The following is a 15,987-nucleotide window of genomic DNA, read 5'->3' as shown; positions in this document are numbered from 1 at the left end:
CATGGCAGACATCGAAGAAGTCGAGCGAGAGTTCCGACGCTACTTCATGACCGGCCCCGTGCTCGAGGACTGGGCGGCCTGGGCCAACCTGTTCACCGACGACGCGACCTACTTCGACCACTTTTACGGAACCTTCACCGGTCCCGACGAGATCACCAAATTCCTCGAAGGCACGATGGGTGCCGCGCCGCAGGTCTACAGCCCGCTAATCTTCTACGTCATCGACGGGGCGCGGGTCGCCTACAAGGTGTTCAATCGTGCCGACAATCCGGAGCCCGGCGCACCGCCCATCGACTTCCCGTCCTATCAGTTCATCGAGTACGCCGGCGACGGAAAGTGGCGTTCCGAGGAGGACGTCTGGGTGATGGCCGAGATGAAGGAGTTTGCGCGGCGCTACTCCGCGGCCGCGAAGAGACATCCGCAGACGCTGGAACAGCAACTGCGCCGCGAGGACTGGGGGCCGTGGGTCGACTGGGCGCGGCCGGAGCCCGGGCACAGCGCCAGCCCGTCATGGTTGGGCAAGGACGGCTTCACGCCGTTCAAAGGCATCCAGGACATCGACTTCGGCGTTCGGTCGCACTGATGGTCAACCGAACAAGTACAGTCCGGACAGCATAGCCCACAGCCCGAGGCAGTAACCCTCGAAGATCAGGCGCAATGGTATTGGGGCACTGCGCAGTTCCATGAAGTCGAGCCCGACGAGCCGAACCTTGATCGCGGCAATCGCGAGCACTACGACTACCATCACCGATCCGGTGCCGTGGTCGGCGCCCAGCGCATAAGAGATCAGGGTCGCCACGATGAGAACCAGCCACGACAGTCCCGCGCGGCTGCGGACGAACGTGAGGGCCGACGGACCGGTCATCAGGCCACCAGGTACAGCAACGGAAACAGCACGATCCACAGCAGGTCGACGAGATGCCAGAAGCAGGCTCCGCCCTCCACGACAGCCATCCGCGTCGCACCGAGCTCGGGCCGCCCAGTCTGGGTCAGCAGGAATGTCAGGACACCCATGCCGACGCAGACGTGGAACAGGTGCACGCCGGTGAGGATGAAGTAGTAGAGGTAGAAGTGGTTCGCCCCGATTCCGTGCCCATCCACCACCAACGAGGAGTACTCGAAGGCCTTGAGCGCAATGAACGTTGCGCCGCAAGCGATCGCACCTGACACGACTGAGCGCGCTAGCCGATGCGCTCCCGAGCGCAGCGCTCCCAGCGCGACAACCACGAACAGTGAGCTCGTCAACAGCACCAGCGTGTTGGCGAGGCCGACCCCGAGGTGGAGCGTCTTGCGCGCGACGTCAAAGAGTTCGGGCGCCTTGTCGCGTTCGACCATGAAGGTGGCGAAGAACGCGCCGAAGACCAGCATGTCGCCGAGAAGGAAGACCCAGGTGCCACTCTCGCCAGGGAGCCGTCGGGCAGGCGCTGCAGTGGTCGAGGGCGCTTCGACGGTCACGACGCCGCGGCGGTCACCGGCTCCGCCGACTGCTCTGTACTGATCGACTGGATCAACACCACGGTCACCGCGATCATCCACACAGAGAACGCCACCAATGGAACCCAAAAGGCGAAAATCCCGTTCCAAGCCAGCGGGCCGTCGTTGAAGATCATGACCGCCCCACCCGGCAAGGCCAGAAGCGCGTACCACGCGTTCAGGTAGCCGAACCACCGCGGAAATGTTTCCGGTTCCGTCCGATCGAGAAAGGACGCCAAAGTCAAGACCAAGGCCTGGATCACCAGGGTCCCGACGATCCCGACGAACATCAGCCAGAACACGTCGTTAAGGGCTTGGGTGATCTGCGGATCGCGCTCTTCGGGACGAAAGGCCGCTGCAGCCATCACCATCATGGGAAAGAGGAAGCCCGGTACGAAGATGACCCCAGCGAAGATCTGGGTCATCGACAGCACTCCCCACTTGCCTTCGACGCGACGTACGCGCAGGCAGATGGTGGCCAACCAGGGTAACGCGACGCAGGCTGCTAGCAGGCTCAAGGCGAGACCGACCCGTACCCGCAGCTTGTTGGCGATGAGGAAGTCGGTGATGGCCGCAGCGCTGGCGGTCGGCGAGAGCGGCGGAATCAGCTTTGCGATGAGCATGAAGAAGATAAAGAACAGAGCGAGCATGGCGATGCCGCCCCACGCGGCGATGCGTTGGAGTTTGAGGTCCACGATGGCATCGTAACTATAATCCGCTCAATGTTTAACTAGTTTAATGGATCCGCGAACAGCGTACCCAACCTGTCGGGCGTGCTGCCGTGCAGAACCAGTTCATCGGCGCCGGCGTCCCGGTAGCGCTCGAACATCGCGTGGCAGGCACGCGCCGTTCCAACCGCCGCCGCCTCGCCGGTCCAGGCCATGGGCAATACCGACGCGACTTCTACCAGTTCTTCGCGGGTGAGCACAGAGTCCGCCGAGCCTTTGATACCAGCCAATAACGAATGGGATCGCAACCGTGTCAACGGTTCCCGATTCCACCCATTTACCGCCGCCAGGCGCTCTCCGAAGCCGGGAATCTGGTAGTACGTCACTGCCCGGGCACGCACCACGGCGAGTTCCGCTTCGGCGGGCAGCTCGCACGCCACCACGACGGTGGCATACACCCGCACGCTGCCCGTCCGCCGCCCAGCCGCGTGTTCGGCGTCGCGCAGGCGCTCGACTGAACGGCGAACGGCTGCAGGAGTGAGGAACGGATGCAAAAGCACACCGTCGAAGTGACGGCCCGCAAGTTCCAGGCCCTTGGGGCCGATCGCGGCGAAGACCAACGGCGGCACCGGTTGGTCGGGAAGGTCGTTGAGCCGCAGCGACGGATACTTCCCCGCGGGTCCGTCATAGTGGACCTTCTCGCCGCGGCACAGCCGCCGGAAGATGTCGGCGTGGTCGACGATCGCGGCGCTGGTGGAGCGCGGCAGCCCAACGGCCGTCCACATGGCGTCGACCGAGCGCCCGACGCCGAGAACGAACCGCCCGTCCGAGAGCGCCTGAGTCGTCATCGCAAGCGACGCCAGCAGCGCGGGATGCCGGGACTGCAAATGCGTGATACCCGAAGCGATTCGGACGCTCGACGTGACTTGGCTTAATGCGCCTGCGATCACTCCTAGGTCCTTGGTGCCCCACCGCTCGCTCAGCCACACCGTGCGCAGACCGAGCCGCTCTGCGGCTCGTGCCTGACCGATGGCCGCGCCGGGATCAGTGACACGTCCGGGAAGCACGTAGGCGCCGAGCGCGATGCCACCGGATTCATGTCGCTCCATGACCGCTATTCTGACAGTAGTGTTCAGGTTTGCAAAGGAGGTCTATGCCGTACACATCCGCGCGCGGTGACGTCGGCGACCGCATGCGCGAGGTCATGCGGGCGTGGCTTCCCGAACGGTTGGCGCCCGGTGGCGTGAACGCGTTCGAGATCTCCGAGTTCACGGCTCCGCAGGCCGGCTACTCCGGGAAGACGGCTTTCTTCACCGCCACCTGGACCGACCCATTCGGTGCACACCACGCCGCGGACCTGGTACTGCGCGCGCAGGCCGAGAACCACCAGCTGTTCACCACTCCCGACGCGCCGCGCCAGGCCGACGTGATGAAACGTCTGAGCGCGCATGGCCTTCCGGTGCCGGAGGTTATCGGAATCGAACGCGACGCGACGGTCCTCGGGTCGCCCTTCTATCTGATGCGACGGGTGTCGGGGCAGACACCTTCGGACGTTCCGAGCTGGCACAAGCGCGGGTGGACGGTCGACCTGTCGGCCGATGAGCGCTCAGTGCTATGCGACAACGGACTGCGGGCGCTGGTTGCGCTTCACCGCGTCGACGACCCGGACACGTTGGCCTTCCTCCGTGGTGACGCCGACCCGACCCGCACCGCGCTGCACCGCTATGTGGACGAGCTCCGCGGTTGGTTCGAATGGTGCCGCGCCGATCTCGTGGTGGGCGCCGACACGTTGGCCGAGGCACTGCGGGTCATCGTCCACTCGGCGCCCGACACCGACACCGACACCGAGACCATCGTCTGGGGCGACGCACGGGTGGGGAACATGTGCTTCGGTGACAATCTCGAGGTCGTCGCGCTGTTCGACTGGGAGACCGCAGGCACCGGGCCGCCGGACATCGACCTCGGTTGGTGGCTGATGTTCGAGCGCTTTCTGTGCGAAGCGCTGGGCTTCACCCGGCTACCCGGCATCCCCGACGACGACGGGTTCGTGCGCCGCTATCTCGACTTTGGTGGCCGCCTGACTGGCGATATCGCCTACTACCAACTGGTGGCGGCTTTCGTGCTGTCGCTGATCAACAACCGGCTCGCCCGATTACTCGTGCGCGACGGCTTGGACGCCACGACGGCGATGAGCTATCCGCGGACGTCTGTCGCGTTGGTGGAGCACTACCTCGACAGGATCTGACAAGCTGTCAGGCGACGCCAGCGTTGTCAGGATGTCGGGCGCGAAGGCCTCGAACGGAGCGGCCATGACCGTGGCCGCGGCCTTGGTGGCCGCGGTGGCCAACGCTTCGCGCAGTTCCGGGTGACCGACGCCGACGACACCCGCCGTCGACCACGTTGGACAAGTCGCGGGACCGACGCTGGGCCTCATCAACGTTCTGCGACTCGTCATAGGACACCATCTTGGTCATCACGGGGACGCCTTCAGTCGCGGGAACCACGTCCGCCACGTCTAGGCGTATTGCCTCCTGGATCCCCACGGCACCAACGCTTCCCCGCCCCAATGTCGCGGTAGACGCGTTCGCGCTAGAGGATCGTGACCGCAATCCCGGCCCCTATCGGGCCAGATCGGCCACCGAATCGGCCACGGCTGCGCCATGCGACACCACCCGGTCCCGCACCTCACGGCGGCGGGTGTGCACGAGCACGGGGTGACCGGCATCGATCAAACGAGACACCCTCGGCTCTCCGAGTTGCCCTGCGCCAATGAAACCGATGACCTCGGTCATGCGGCGCTCCTACCGGTTGGAGGATCGGACGACGGTCGGTACCCACGCCGCGATGCGGTCCCATAGCAGGGCACGGTGACTCGCGAAGTTGTGGCAGTGGCCGGACTTCGGGACCAGGTGCAGGGTGACGTCGGGAGCGGCGGAGTAGTTGGCTGGCTCGGCATAAGGATTCGGCGATACATCAGTCGTTGCGCCGAACGCCAAAAAGACAGGTACATCAACACTTGAGGTGTAATCCTCGACGAATCCCGGGGTGGTGACCTCGGCGGCGGCCCGCAGCGGAACGCGACTCTGTACGGCGGTGTCGGCGTCGACCACTTCGCGCGGGACCTCCCCCGCGTAGAACAAATCAGCTAGGTAATCGCGGGGCGCGACGGTGTGACTGTCTGTGGGCTCGGCACCAGTGAGTTGGCACGACGCCTCGATCGTTTGCTGGATGCGTTGCTCGAGTTCGGCTGCATCAGAGGTCTTTTCGTATACGTTGGTGATCTGCACGCCGTAGCCCAGAAGCACGACGGCGTCATACGGGTGGGCCGTGGCCTGCACCATTGTGGTCAAGCAGGCGCCCATCGAATGCCCGACACCTACCAGCGGCGCATCAGTCAGCGGGACGCCGTCGAGCAAGGTGCCGCGGCTCAGCCGATTTCGGACCTGTCGCGCCACTTCGGCGTCGCCGGCGGCAAGCAACCGCAATCCCAGAGGACCCGAAGCAACAGGGTCGCTGCTTGCGCCGATGCCGAGGTGATCGACGGCGATCACGATGAAGCCGGAATCGGCAAGGTGCTGACCGAAGCTATACCCGCGATGGCCGTCGATGTCGATGTGCCAATAGTGCTTGTCATAGGTACCACCGGCGAGACATAGAAGCACCGCTCGCGCATCGGCAGGGCGGTCGGGAAGGAACGCCCATGCCGCCTGCGTCAACTGCTCACCGGTGCCCACTCCTGCCGTGACGTCGAACGTCAACGGAACTGGCGCGTCAGCCATGATCAGTGCGGCGGGACGCTGGTCGCAGGTTCGGGTGCCGTGTCGTTGCGCGGAATCGACACTGCTCCGAAGGACAAGCCCTTCTCCGCAATCGCAACGCACCCATACGTGACGACGCAACACAGCGCGATGGTTCCTGCGCCGCCAAGCCATCGGCCCGACGTCGTCCAATCCGAATGCAGGCCGAGGACCACTGGTGACGTCACGCCGCCGAGAACCGCGCCGTACGAGATCGTCGGGATCACCAACAACCACAGCCACTTCCAGCCCTGCATCCGGGGCACCAAGAGGTAGAGAATCACTGCACCGACGATCGAACCGGTCGCGTCGGCGAAGGCGAACCACACATTTACTCCGCCGAACATGAACGGTTGGTCGCCGTAAAACCCGCTGATCCCAAGCCAGCCTGCCGTGGCGGTCGCCAGCGCGTCGATAACGACCACGATTCCGAACAGACCCCAGATCTGTCGTCTGCTCACCCTGCGCTGGAACAGCCGCCACAGAATGTAAGACGTCCCACCGAAGAACCAGGCATAGCCAATCACGGTGAACAAGGGCACGGTTCGCTCATATGTGTTGAACAATCCGAGCGCGTTGTCCGGCGGATACCAGTACTCGAGGGTGTTGTCGTAGACCGGTTCGACCACGATGGCCGATATGGCGATGCCAACGAAGAGCAACGGCAGGATGGGTCCCCTCCGGCGTTCGCCTGAGAACCACCACCACACCAGCAACGCCACCACAATGACGGCGGCTGCGGCGGTGAAACCCACCGACGAGCCGGTGGGAGGGCTGAGCTCGGTGGGCATTGGGATGTAGTCGGCAGGCAAGATCATGACAGCCCCCTCCAGCGCATTTCGATCCCCCGCGTCATGACGTCAGTCCTTCTTCAAAACTCGGCAAAACTCCATCTTGTTGCCGTCGAGGTCGTAGAACCACAGGAACTCAGCATTGCGACCCGCACGGACGCCGTCGGCATCGGCCGGGAACCCATCCACGGTCTCATCTCTGAAAAGCGCGCCGCGACTCTCGATTTGGTGGCGAAGCGGTCCGAGTGGTCTTCGCGTCATGAAGACAAGAGTGGGCGGATGTGATTCGTGGTCGCAATCGCCGTGGTCGGCTCCCGTTTCGCTCAGGAACACCTTCATGCCCGCAAGAAGAAACACGGCGAAGGACGTGCCGACGCCGTCGAGGCTTGTGTCGGTGCCGCGGTGGACGGGCCGGGTCCCGAAAACACTGGAATACCAACGCACTGACGCGTCCAGGTCGCGCACGTGCAGGGTTAGCGAAGCGCTGGCGTGGTCGAGGACGTCTTCGTCGGAGGCCACCTGACCAGTCGCCGCCGTCACGCCATGCTCACGGTCTTGAAATGCAGGAACTCCTCGAGGCCCGCTCGGCCACCTTCCTTGCCCATCCCACTGATGCCGATGCCGCCGAACGGGCGCGTGCAACCGAGGTTAGGGGCGCCGTTGATAAGCACCTCGCCCGTGTCGAGTTCCTCGGCCACCCGGTGCGCGCGGCGCAGATTGTTTGTGAAGACGTAGCCCGACAGACCGTACGGGGTGCCGTTCGCGATCTCGATCGCATGCTCCTCGTCGTCGAACGGGATCATCGAGAGCACTGGCCCGAACACTTCGGTCTGCGCCAGCTCCGATTGCGGGTCCACGTCGGCGAGGATGGTGGGCTCGAGGAAGTACCCGTCGGCGAACTCACCGCCCAGGCGTCCGCCGCCAATTACCAGGCGCGCGCCGTCCGCGATGGCCCGCTCGACCATTCCCGAGATCCGGTTCAGCGCCTGCTGACTGACGACCGGTCCGGAGATCGTGTCGGCCTCGAACGGATGGCCCACCTTCAAGAAACCGGCGATCGTTTTCACCCGCTCGATGACCTCGTCGTAGATCGATCGCTCGACGATCATTCGAGTGGGGAAGGCGCAGCCCTGCCCGCTGAGTATTCCGACCGACATCATCGTTCCGATTCCGCATGCGGTGTCGAGGTCTGCGTCGGCGAATACGATGTTGCCCGACTTTCCACCAAGTTCCATCACCGCCGGCTTGATCTGATCGGCGCAGGACCGCAAAATCTTTCGCGCCGTCTCGGGTCCGCCGGTGAAACTGATCTTCTTCACCAACGGGTGTTCGACAAGCGCTGCGCCTGCTTCGGCCCCACCGGGCACGACGTTGATGACGCCGGCGGGAATCCCGGCATCTGCGGCGACGTCGGCGAAGAGCCCCGCGGTGAAGGGCGTCAACTCTGACGGCTTGATGACGACGGTGTTTCCTGCCGCGATTGCCGCAGGAACTTTCATCGCCAACGAGATCAGCGGGCCATTCCACGTGATGATCGCACCGATGACGCCCCATGGCTGCGCCAGCGTGTAGCTGAACTCGCCGTCCGCCCGCAGCGTCGCGGTCACCTCACTGCTGAGCTTGTCTGCCCACCCGGCGTAGTAGCGGGTCCACTCGACCGCCACGGGGAGCATGACCGACGAGGTCGCGATCGGTGTGCCGTTGTCCAGCGCGGCCATTCGCGCGAAGTCCTCCGAGCGCGCTTCGATGAGATCGGCGAGGCGCATCAGCAGCTGCCGACGGTCTGCGGGTTTGGTGCGGCGCCAGTTCAGATATGCCGCGTGCGCCACCCGCACGGCCCGGTCAACCTCGGACGGCCCGGCCATTGGGACGTCGGCGTCTGGCCGACCGGTCGTGGGATCGATGTGCTGACGCACACCGCCCGAGCCGGTGGATAACCGTTCGGCACCGATGCGCAATTCGACTTTGGGACGCTCTACGTCAACGGAACTCGTCATTGTCGATTACTTCCTCTCGGGCGGTCAGCGGACGGCGAAGCCGGCGTCAAGCGGCCAAGCAGTGCCGGTGATGAACTTGGCTTCGTCAGAGACCAGGAAGGCCACCGCGTTCGCGATGTCCTCGGGCATCAGGATCTGAATCGGTAACGCGTTCTGCATCGTCGACAGCGCGGGGTCGTTTGCTTCGAACATCGCCGCCATCGCGTCGTTCATCACCATCCCCGTGGCCACGCCCGTCGGATGAATCGTGTTGACGCGAATGGAATACTGCGCCAATTCGTTTGCCCACACTTGCATCAAGCCCACGAGTCCGCGCTTGGCTGCTGTGTAGGCCTGCCCTCCCACCCTGTCGGTGCCGGTGCCCTTGAGTCCGGCACTCGACGAGGTGATCACGATCGACCCACCGCGCCCCCCTTCGACCAGTGCGGGGGTGGCGGCCTCCACGGTGTTCCAGACGCCGATCAGGTTGACATCGACGATGTCGCGGAACGCCTTTCGCCGGTCTCCACCGGCGCCGAGCCGGATGACTCCGGCGTTCGCGATGACGATGTCGAGTCGACCGAATTCGCCGAGACCATCTGCGACGACCTGCTCGACGGCATCGGCATCACGCACGTCGGCCTGACGCGCGACGATGCGCCTGCCCTCCTTCTCGACGAGCTCGACGGTCTCGTCCAAGTCTTCCGGGCTGGCGTTGGGGTAGTCGATGGAATCGATGTCACGGCAGATGTCCAGCGCCACGATGTCCGCGCCGTCCGCGGCCAGTCGCACCGCGTGAGCGCGGCCCTGACCACGCGCTGCACCGGTGATGAAGACAACTTTGCCGTCGAGACTACCCATGCGTTCGGCTCCTCAGAAACTAGTCGGTCGCGCTAGCTGTGTGAATCCTCGCCTGGCGCAGGCCTTCCTGCGGGTCATCGACATTCACGTCCCACTCGCCGCACGAGCACGTGCACCGGAAGTGACCGTTCACGGGGAGAATGGCCTGGCCGTCGCAGTCTCCGCCGGTATTGGCGATGCTGGTGAGAAACTCCAGCGGCTTCTCATGAAGCGCACTGTCGTCGGACATGGCGTTCCACTCCTTAATCGGTTTGAGCGACACGGAAGATCGGCAGTAGCCAACCGTCCGCGATGGGTGAGAAGTCCACGCGCAGCGACATGCCGATGGAGACGTCGGCTGGTGCGACGTCAACGACATTGGACACCAGCCGGGCTCCAGGCGCGTCGGGCAGGTCGAGGACGGCAGGCACCAACAGCAAGTCCGGCATGCCGGGAAACCCGTGCACCACCGCAAAGCTGTACACCGTTGCCACACCACTGAGCTCGACCCAATTCACTTCCTTGGACTGGCAATTGGGGCAGAACGGTGTCGGGGGCAGCCGGAACGTCTGACACTCCGCGCACTGCGGCGCGACGAGGCGACGCTCCTTCGCGGCCTGCCAGAAAGGCTCGGTGTCTTTGTTGACCGCAATCCGGACGTGCTCGCCGGGGATGGTGGTGGCCAGAATTGCTGCCGCGGTGCTCACGCTGCCTTCCCCAGAATGAGGCCGCTGACCGGCAAGCTCGCAGGACCGCCTGTGACCAAAGCCAATTCGGCGTCCTTCACTTGATTGATGGCCGTACCGCGCATCTGCTCGACCCCCTCCAGGATGTGAGTCATTCCGATGATGTAGGCCTCAGACAGTTGTCCGCCGTGGGTGTTGACCGGGATGCTGCCGCCGTCGAACCGGATGGCTCCACTCTCGACGAACGCGCCACCTTCGCCCTTGCCGCAGAACCCGTAGTCCTCGAGCTGCATCAGCACCATCGGCGAGAAGTGGTCGTACAAGAGCGCCACGTCGATATCGGCGGCCCCGGCGCCGGCCTGCTCATAGAGTCGCTTGGCGATGGGCGCGTTGCCGGAGGACGCGAAGTATTCGTCCGGCATCCCCATCCACGCGAACGCTCTGCCCCAATCGCGCACACCGCCGTGCGCGGCGGCGACCACGGGTACCGGCGGCTGCTTGAGGTCCTTGGCCCGATCCATACTGGTGGTGATCACCGCGACGGCGCCGTCGGTTTCCTGGCAGAAGTCGTAGAGACACAAGGGCTCTGCGATCATCCTGGCGTTGAAGTAGTCCTCCAACGTCAGTGGCTGGCGGTGCATGGCCTTCGGTCGGTTCAACGCGTTGGTCCGCGTCGACATTGCGATCTCCGCGAAGGCTTCGCGGCGGGTGCCATACAGGTGCATGTGCCGGCGGGCCAGGACGGACATCAGCTGGCCCGGTCCGAAAAGGCCCGACGGCTGCAGGAACGAGTTGATCGGATCCGGGTCCATCGCTGAGAACACCGACCCCAGGCGCTGCTTAGCCTGCTGCAACGCCATCACCGTGACCACCACCGAGGCGTCACCCGCCACGATCGCGGCACGCGCCAACCCGATTGCCCCCGCCGAACCACCTCCGCCGGACGTCAGCGCCGCGGTGAACCGAACTTCGGGAATGCCAAGGGTTTCCACGAAATCAGCGGTGTCCATCTTCTCGGTGTAGCCTGCGCTAGCACCCGAGTAATAGGCGAAACCGTCGATGTCGGTGACCGGAACACCGCCATCCTCGCAGGCGGCCAGGATGGCTTCACCGGCCAACTCGGTGATCGACTTGGGCAGCGAGCCGCCACGCTTGTAGTAGGGCGTGGCGCCAACGCCGACGATGGCGACATCGCGTAGGCCCGACGTATTCGACATGCGCTCAGAACTTCTCGGCCGGGATCGGCGGCACGTCGGGGAACAGTTCATAGAAAGTGCCCTGGGTGATCCGTAGCCTAGTCTCGTCGCTCACGCCGTCGAAGAGGCCCTTGAGGGTGTCCTGCGTGTGACCGAAGGTTCCCTCCATGTGCGGGTAGTCGCTGCCGAACATCACGTTCTTGTAGCCCATGTGGTCGAAGGCGGCCACGGCAGTTTCGTCATGCTGGAACGACGCGTAGACCTGGCTGTAGAGGATCTCCTTGGGGCTGCGGGAAAGCTTGGGCCGTACCGCCATATGGTGCTGGCGGTATCCCTCGAGCATCCGGTCGCCAAGGAACGGCACCCACGTGGCTCCACCTTCGGAGATGAGCACCTTCAGATCGGGATGGCGATCCAGGGCCCCGGAGGCGACCATCTTCATCGCCGCGCGCTGCCCCGAGAAGGTCGTCTCCGCATAGTTCAGCACTGCCCCACCCGGTCCGCGGTAGACCATGCCCGCACCACCGCTGGCGCCGCCGACCGTCATGTCCACGGGGTCGGTGCCGATGTGAAAGGCGATCACCATGCGGGCTTCCTCGGCGGCGGCCCAGAATGGCTCCCATTCCTTTCGGTGCCAGTCGGGGGCGCTCGGGTGCGGTGTGGTCGGCAGGAAGACCGCCTTGAAGCCCTGTCCCGCGGCCCAGTGCAACTCCTCGATCGCGTCCTCGACAACCAGCGTCGACACCTGCGCGGTCACCACGTAGCGCGGCGACACGGCGCAGATCTCCTCGAGCGCCCATTCGTTGCTGGCGCGCATGCACGCCTTGAGCAGTTCGGGGGTGCGGAACGTCGAACCCCACATTCCCAGCGAGGGGAAGATCACCTCACCCCAGACGCCTTCCTTATCCAGGTCCCCGATGCGGGCCTTGGCATCGCGGATGCCTTGCGGCTTCATGCTCTCCTCGAAGAAGGCCGTCATCGCCGACGACGGGAGCTTGCGCCGGAAGATCTGCCCGTCGACAAAGACGGTCTCGTACTCCCCGTCGGGATCCTTCTCCGCGCGCGGCGTCAGGTCGGCGAGTCGTTTGGGCAACCGCGATTGCCACAGGTCGTCGGGTTCCAGAAAGTGAGAGTCTCCCGAGTTCGTCCAGATCATGCTCATTCGTCCTCCAAGGGTCCGAGCCGCTGCTGCTGATGATGCCAGCCAGGGGGCAGGAAAGTCCAGCATTTTTAATGCTTGTCCATTATTATCTCGACATCGGCGTGGCCAGCGGTAGAACTGTGACGGACGGGAGGAACCGCGATGAGCGAACTGAGCGCCGATTCGCAGGCGGCCACGCGGCGTCGCAACGCCTCGGGTGAATCCACGCGCGTGATGCTCATGGAGGTCGCCGAACGGCTATTCGCCACGCGTGGCATCGAGGCGGTGACGTTGCGGGAGATCCAGCAAGCTGCAGGACAGTCCAACACCTCCGTGATCAGGTACCACTTCGGCTCTCGCGACGGCCTCATCCGCGCGCTCGTCTCCTACCGCCAGGCCTCGCTCGGAGCCGATCGACAGCGGATGCTCGCGACTATGCGCGAGCAGGGCAAGGAGGCGGATCCCCGCGCCGTGGTGTGGCTGCTGGTGCGGCCGCTCGCCAACAGCATCGCCGCGGGCGAGATGTTCGTGCCGTTCCTGGCTCGGCTCAGTGAGGATCCCCGGGCGCGCAGCGACTATTGGCCGGATCACGTCGACGACGAGTGGACCCAGGAGCAGCTGGAGGAGTTGGTCGACGCCGCGCTGCAGGACCTGCCCGAGCGGATCAGGCGCGGACGGACGTTCCAGCTGTACATCAGCTTGATCAACGTGCTGGCTGCGTCCGCCCGATCCGGGCACGGAGTCAGCGAGGCGCAGCTGCACAACTATGTGGACACCTGGGTGGGCATGCTGACCGCACCGGTGTCATACGAAACCCGTGCGCTGATCGCCGCCGACGACTCCTGACGGTCTAGCTGCCGCCGCCGATCACCGCGTTCTCCCGCAGGGCGCCGATCGCGTTCTCGTCGAGTCCGAGTTCGCGCAGTACTGCGTCCGTGTGCTGACCGATCGTGCAGCCCGCATCCGCCCGTGTCCGCGATCGCGAGAACCGACACAACGGCGCTAGACGACGGTGCTCCTCGAAGATGGGGCTGACCGCCTCCACCGCGTAGCCGGCCTCGAAGTACGGGTCAGTCTGAAGCACCAGTTCTGAGTTCGCCTCCACCACCTCGACGCATCCGACGTCCTGCGCGGTCAGTTCGTGTTCCCACTCCAACTTGGTCTTGGTGGCGAACACCGGTGTCAGCGCAGCGATCAGGTCGTCGTCGTGAGCCGCGCGGGCGTCGGCGTCGGCGAATCGCTCGTCGGTGTGCAGCTCGACGTAGGGTGACATGGCCTTGGCCAACGCAGGCCATTCGCGCGGCAGCGGTGCGGCGAGGAAGACGTAGCCGTCGGCCGCGCGGTACATCCGGTAGAGCGCATTCATTCCGAAGAACTGGTCATCGGCGGCACGTTCCGCCGGACGCGACGCGTAGCTCGCGTTGTACGGAATCATCGCCTGCTGGACGGTGCCGAGCATGGTGGTGACCACGTTCGTCAGCTTCATGCCGCGGCGCTTGGCGTACAACGCGACGAGTAGCGCTGAACCGACGCCGTGCGCCGCGATGCCGTCGGACTGCACCGCGGGGACGGTGCCGCCCGCGTGAAGCTGGACTGCCCGTCGGTGAAGGTCGTCCACGTCAGCAGGTGGGTCACCCGAATCGTGGCTGTCGATCAGCGAAAGGCCCGACGCCGCGCCGACCGACGGTGCGTAAGCCGCGCGGTGCGCGAACGGGCCGTCGAGCCCGTAGCCGGAGGTAGTCACAAAGGCCAGGTCGGGGTTGACCGCCCGCAGCGACGCCTCGTCGATCTTCGCCCGCTCGGCAGCCTTCCCGCGGAAGCACTGAAGCACGATGTCGGACCGCTTCGCGAGTTCGTACACCAGGTCGAGCCCCTCCGGCTTGGTGAAGTCGATGGCGACACTCTCCTTGCCCTGCAGTACCTTTCCCCCGCCGGCCTCCGGGAACGCGACCAGACTCCTTATGTTGTCCCCTTCGAGCGGCTCGACCTTGATCACGCGCGCACCCAGGTCGGCCAACAGCGTGGCGCCGTACGGGCCCGCGAACATGCTGCCGAACTCCAGCACCGTCACACCGTTAAGCGGCGGGCGATCCGCAGCGACGCCGTTGATCGTCGTGGCTTCCACCGGATCCGCGACGATCGGTGCATCGTTGTGCTCACCGAGTCGTGGGGCGGGCCGCAGCTCGGTCAGCGGCCTGCCCTCTGCGTGAATGAGGGTCGACGGCTGGCGCACCGGCCCGAACTCGGGGTCGGTCACGGTGACGGCACGGCCTTCGTGTGCGGTTTGAGGATGGTCCAGCGACTCCTCAGGAGTCCGGAACAGCTCCCCGCTGAGGTCGAGGTTCTCCGCCATGGCCTGCTGCCACTCGGCGAGCGTGCGGCCCCGCACCCGCTCGATCATCATGTCCCACCACTCGGTGCGGAGTTCGGGAGTTGGGAGCATGGGGAAGCCCTGCCACTTCGGATCCGCGAGTTCTCCCAGCAGATCCAGTTCCTTGAGCCACGCACCGATCAGCTTGGGTGACACCTGGGCGAACTGCAGCCATCGGCCGTCCTTGGTCGGACACACCAGCAGCGCGTAAATGAGGTACGCCTGCGGCCTGCCCTGGTCGTCATAGGCGGCATCCATCGGCTCGTATGCGCCCGGATAGCGTTCGAGCACCATCTCGTAGAACCAGTTGTACGGATCCATCGAACCCATTCCGGTCACCAGGTTGGTCTCGACGACCTGACCCAGCCCGCTGGTCTCCCGCTCGATCAACGCCGCGAGCACTCCCTGAACGGCGGCGTGCGCCGCGCCCCAGGACGCATAGGAGAAGGTGACGAAGGCCGGACCCGGTCGCGGGGTGAGGCCGCGCTTCTCGTGCATGACGCCGGTCTTGGCCATCACCAGCGCCTCCCAGCCCTTGTAATCCCGGAACGGACCTGTCGAGCCCCATCCGGTGATTGTTGCCACCACGAGTCGCGGGTACCGCCGCGACAGTGCGTCGTGGGTGAGACCCAACCGCTCGGCGGTTGTGGGCCGCATAGTGTTCACCATGACGTCGGCGCGCTGCAGCAGCGCCCGCAGCCGGTCGAGATCGGCGTCGTCATGCACGTCCAGTGTCACGCTGCGCTTACCACGCAGCAGAGCGGGCCAGCTCGCGAGGCCGCGCAGCGGACTGCCGTCGGGCGGCTCGACCATTATCACCTCGGCGCCGCAGTCGGCGAGGAACTGCGTCGCCTGCGCGCCGGGCAGTGTCGTGGATAGGTCGACCACCACTAGGCCGGCCAGTGGACCAGCCGATCCCGTTCCGACTTCCGGCATTTTCGCTCCTACGGTGTGCGGGCAGTTTCGTTCGCGACGTGTTGTGACGCACGCCACGCCAGCATCGCAGCGCCTAAGATTAATGTCAATGCATTAGTCTTGAAAAATGACA

At 64.9% G+C, this 15,987-nt stretch carries 18 protein-coding genes; 3 read left to right on the top strand and 15 right to left on the bottom strand.

Annotated elements, in window-relative coordinates:
• Position 1: 1 nt before the first annotated feature.
• Complete coding sequence (locus QGN31_RS12320; RefSeq protein ID WP_014384924.1) at positions 2 to 583, top strand: nuclear transport factor 2 family protein; 582 nt, start codon at positions 2 to 4, stop codon at positions 581 to 583.
• A 3-nt stretch (positions 584 to 586) separates the two neighbouring features.
• Here QGN31_RS12320 and QGN31_RS12315 read toward each other — a convergent pair whose 3' ends face one another.
• From QGN31_RS12315 to QGN31_RS12300, 4 genes are all read right to left on the bottom strand, one after another.
• A complete protein-coding gene (locus QGN31_RS12315) occupies positions 587 to 865 on the bottom strand; it encodes a cytochrome C oxidase subunit IV family protein (RefSeq protein WP_014384925.1) in 279 nt (92 codons plus the stop codon).
• The gene (locus tag QGN31_RS12310) at positions 865 to 1,368 is read right to left on the bottom strand and encodes a cytochrome c oxidase subunit 3 (RefSeq protein ID WP_014384926.1); all 504 of its coding nucleotides are present in this window, start codon (positions 1,366 to 1,368) and stop codon (positions 865 to 867) included. Before QGN31_RS12310 ends, QGN31_RS12315 begins: the two co-directional genes overlap by 1 nt.
• An 83-nt stretch (positions 1,369 to 1,451) precedes the next feature.
• A complete protein-coding gene (locus QGN31_RS12305; RefSeq protein ID WP_014384927.1) occupies positions 1,452 to 2,168 on the bottom strand; it encodes a hypothetical protein in 717 nt (238 codons plus the stop codon).
• 35 nt (positions 2,169 to 2,203) lie between these two features.
• Positions 2,204 to 3,250 carry a TIGR03857 family LLM class F420-dependent oxidoreductase gene (locus QGN31_RS12300; protein ID WP_014384928.1) on the bottom strand — a complete coding sequence of 349 codons (1,047 nt, stop codon included), beginning with the start codon at positions 3,248 to 3,250 and terminating at the stop codon, positions 2,204 to 2,206.
• 44 nt (positions 3,251 to 3,294) lie between these two features.
• On the opposite strand from QGN31_RS12300, the gene QGN31_RS12295 reads away from it, so the two are divergent.
• Complete coding sequence (locus QGN31_RS12295; RefSeq protein WP_201358721.1) at positions 3,295 to 4,386, top strand: phosphotransferase family protein; 1,092 nt, start codon at positions 3,295 to 3,297, stop codon at positions 4,384 to 4,386.
• Positions 4,387 to 4,759: 373 nt separating this feature from the next.
• Here the strand turns inward: QGN31_RS12295 and QGN31_RS12290 are convergent, their stop codons facing one another.
• From QGN31_RS12290 to QGN31_RS12245, 10 genes are read right to left on the bottom strand one after another with little or no spacing between them, the layout of a single operon-like run.
• A complete protein-coding gene (locus tag QGN31_RS12290) occupies positions 4,760 to 4,933 on the bottom strand; it encodes an NAD(P)-binding domain-containing protein (RefSeq protein ID WP_014384930.1) in 174 nt (57 codons plus the stop codon).
• 9 nt (positions 4,934 to 4,942) lie between these two features.
• Positions 4,943 to 5,899, bottom strand: a complete 957-nt coding sequence (locus QGN31_RS12285) for an alpha/beta hydrolase (RefSeq protein ID WP_232065603.1) — start codon at positions 5,897 to 5,899, stop codon at positions 4,943 to 4,945.
• A 23-nt stretch (positions 5,900 to 5,922) separates the two neighbouring features.
• Positions 5,923 to 6,756 carry a hypothetical protein gene (locus QGN31_RS12280; RefSeq protein WP_014384932.1) on the bottom strand — a complete coding sequence of 278 codons (834 nt, stop codon included), beginning with the start codon at positions 6,754 to 6,756 and terminating at the stop codon, positions 5,923 to 5,925.
• A 42-nt stretch (positions 6,757 to 6,798) separates the two neighbouring features.
• Positions 6,799 to 7,248 carry a VOC family protein gene (locus QGN31_RS12275; RefSeq protein WP_139826533.1) on the bottom strand — a complete coding sequence of 150 codons (450 nt, stop codon included), beginning with the start codon at positions 7,246 to 7,248 and terminating at the stop codon, positions 6,799 to 6,801.
• A 17-nt stretch (positions 7,249 to 7,265) separates the two neighbouring features.
• Positions 7,266 to 8,726 (bottom strand): aldehyde dehydrogenase family protein, encoded by a 1,461-nt coding sequence (locus tag QGN31_RS12270; RefSeq protein ID WP_014384934.1) that lies wholly within the window; start codon positions 8,724 to 8,726, stop codon positions 7,266 to 7,268.
• Positions 8,727 to 8,750: 24 nt separating this feature from the next.
• Positions 8,751 to 9,566 (bottom strand): mycofactocin-coupled SDR family oxidoreductase, encoded by an 816-nt coding sequence (locus tag QGN31_RS12265; protein ID WP_014384935.1) that lies wholly within the window; start codon positions 9,564 to 9,566, stop codon positions 8,751 to 8,753.
• 19 nt (positions 9,567 to 9,585) lie between these two features.
• On the bottom strand, positions 9,586 to 9,795 hold the full coding sequence (locus QGN31_RS12260) for a hypothetical protein (RefSeq protein ID WP_014384936.1): 210 nt from the start codon (positions 9,793 to 9,795) through the stop codon (positions 9,586 to 9,588).
• Between the two features lie 13 nt (positions 9,796 to 9,808).
• Positions 9,809 to 10,252 carry a Zn-ribbon domain-containing OB-fold protein gene (locus QGN31_RS12255; RefSeq protein ID WP_014384937.1) on the bottom strand — a complete coding sequence of 148 codons (444 nt, stop codon included), beginning with the start codon at positions 10,250 to 10,252 and terminating at the stop codon, positions 9,809 to 9,811.
• On the bottom strand, positions 10,249 to 11,448 hold the full coding sequence (locus QGN31_RS12250) for a thiolase C-terminal domain-containing protein (RefSeq protein ID WP_014384938.1): 1,200 nt from the start codon (positions 11,446 to 11,448) through the stop codon (positions 10,249 to 10,251). The genes QGN31_RS12255 and QGN31_RS12250 overlap by 4 nt, the downstream gene beginning before the upstream one ends.
• Before the next feature lie 4 nt (positions 11,449 to 11,452).
• Positions 11,453 to 12,589 (bottom strand): amidohydrolase family protein, encoded by a 1,137-nt coding sequence (locus QGN31_RS12245; protein WP_014384939.1) that lies wholly within the window; start codon positions 12,587 to 12,589, stop codon positions 11,453 to 11,455.
• 141 nt (positions 12,590 to 12,730) lie between these two features.
• On the opposite strand from QGN31_RS12245, the gene QGN31_RS12240 reads away from it, so the two are divergent.
• Complete coding sequence (locus QGN31_RS12240; RefSeq protein WP_014384940.1) at positions 12,731 to 13,414, top strand: TetR/AcrR family transcriptional regulator; 684 nt, start codon at positions 12,731 to 12,733, stop codon at positions 13,412 to 13,414.
• A 4-nt stretch (positions 13,415 to 13,418) separates the two neighbouring features.
• Here QGN31_RS12240 and QGN31_RS12235 read toward each other — a convergent pair whose 3' ends face one another.
• Entirely contained in the window at positions 13,419 to 15,875 is a 2,457-nt protein-coding gene (locus tag QGN31_RS12235; RefSeq protein WP_041785002.1) for a CaiB/BaiF CoA transferase family protein, read from the bottom strand.
• Positions 15,876 to 15,987 lie beyond the last annotated feature (112 nt).

This window comes from Mycobacterium sp. 2-64 (assembly GCF_035918375.1).
Classification (GTDB): Bacteria; Actinomycetota; Actinomycetes; order Mycobacteriales; family Mycobacteriaceae; genus Mycobacterium; species Mycobacterium intracellulare.
This window is presented reverse-complemented; position numbering and strand designations above follow the sequence as displayed.